The organism is Pseudonocardia xishanensis, from assembly GCF_039541715.1.
GTDB classification, from domain to species: domain Bacteria; phylum Actinomycetota; class Actinomycetes; order Mycobacteriales; family Pseudonocardiaceae; genus Pseudonocardia; species Pseudonocardia xishanensis.
Genome location: NZ_BAABGT010000059.1, coordinates 1 through 1,765 on the forward strand (window position 1 = coordinate 1; position 1,765 = coordinate 1,765).

Below are 1,765 nucleotides of genomic sequence, written 5' to 3' on the forward strand. Positions count from 1 at the left end.
GTTGAGTTCTCAAAAGACACCCGCACACCATGGCTCTCCTGTCGGAGAACGTCCGGGGCTTTCCCCACCGTACACCTGCCGGTAATCCAGAGGATTTCCGGGGGTCCGGCTTCGGGGGCGGCCAGCGGGCCTGTTGACCGGGCCTCCAGGGCCCGTTCTGTCCGGCGTCTCGCTGACGACGAGAAAGTTACGCCCCGTCGACGGCACGGGTCAAATCGGGGTCCCCCTCGCCGTTTCGGCCGCGTTGCCGCAGGTCAACGAGCTGCATGCGACGCAGCAGGGCCGTCCGGGCCCTGTTAACGGCAGATTTCCGGCTCCATGACGGCGGTCACACTTCGTCACGAGGCTCCCCGAGCCCCGGACAGGCCCTCCCGGGCCGACCCGGCCGGGCTCGTCCCTACGCGCGTGCGGGCGCCCCGCGGGCGCGTACGAGCGGGTGGCCGTCGGACACGGCGCGCGACGGTGTCTCGTGAAATCGCGCGCGATGAATTCCGACGGCGTCGAGATCGACTCGCGCATTCCCTCCGCCGAGTGGCGCGACACTTCGCAAAAACGCGATCCGTCGTCGCGTCGTCGCAGGCAGGACGCCTGCGACCACCCGTTCGTGCGCGCATCCCGCGCGGCGTTCCCGCGTTGTACGCACTGAGCGCCTCTCACCGGGTGCGCCGCGAACGCGGGGGCGATGCAATTCCGCGGCCATCGGTGAGAGGCGCTCTTTCCCGTCCGGGGTCGGACGCCCCCCGCCACCCGGCCGCCGGGGACCGTGCGCCGGTGGATCCGCGGCACACGCGGAGGGGCGGACGGCGGACGCATCGCGTCCGTCGGATCCTTCTCGGCCGCTCCCCGGAGCCGTCGACGTGGCGGCGGTCACCGCCTCACGGGCCGAGATGCGCTGTGGAGCCCGGCCGGGAACGGGCGTCCGCGTCGCGACGAACCGCGGAAGATCGCCGCGTTTCCTTCAGTCCGCCTGAAACCTCGCCGACCGAATCGGTCGCGCGATGGCCCGAACAAGTCTCAGCCGGACTGAATCTCGGTGCCGGACTCACGTCGTCTCCTCGCCCATCCGGGTCACCATGCCCGCGAGCGTGCGCGCCACCAGGGCGCGCTCCGGCCGGGGCAGGGAGGCGAGCATCACCCGGTCCACCTCGGCGACGGCCTTCTCCGCGGCGGCCAGCAGTCGGCGGCCCTCCGCGGTGACGTGGAGCGCGGCCACGCGACCCCGGCCCGGCTCGGAGCGCCGCTCGACGGCGCCGAGGCCCTCGAGATGGCGAAGCGTCGCCTGGATGCTCTGCACGGTCACACCGGCGCGCCTGCCGAGTTCGCTGTAGGACGGCCCGGGGCGCCGGGCCAGGTGTCCGAGCGCGGAGAAGTGGCGCATCGACAGGTCCAGCGGGGCGAGGCCCGCGTCGATCTCCTCGCGGACCCGGCGGCCCAGCAGCGCCACCAGCACCGCGACGGACCCGGGGCCTGCAGGCGCGCCGGGGGTGCTCATCGGACCATCACACACCACCGGCCCCGCACCCGACGGGGTGCGGGGCCGGTCCGGGTCTCACGCGTTCTGCGGGAAGCCCAGGTTGATGCCGCCGTGCTGTTCCCGCGCGGACGGGTCCAGCCAGCGCGTGGTCACGACCTTCCCGCGGGTGAAGAAGTGGAAGCCCTCGACCCCGTGGGCGTGGGTGTCGCCGAACAGCGAGTTCTTCCAACCCCCGAAGGAGTAGTAGGCCATCGGGACCGGCACCGGCACGTTGATGCCGATCATCCCGAC

At 72.4% G+C, this 1,765-nt stretch carries 1 protein-coding gene and 1 pseudogene; both read right to left on the reverse strand.

Features of this window, described 5'->3' with window-relative positions; translation table 11 throughout:
- Positions 1-1,042: 1,042 nt before the first annotated feature.
- Entirely contained in the window at positions 1,043-1,492 is a 450-nt protein-coding gene (locus tag ABD993_RS20675) for a MarR family winged helix-turn-helix transcriptional regulator (protein ID WP_345420878.1), read from the reverse strand.
- Between the two features lie 57 nt (positions 1,493-1,549).
- Positions 1,550-1,765 (reverse strand): annotated as a pseudogene (locus tag ABD993_RS20680) (methylmalonate-semialdehyde dehydrogenase (CoA acylating)); the annotation flags it as partial.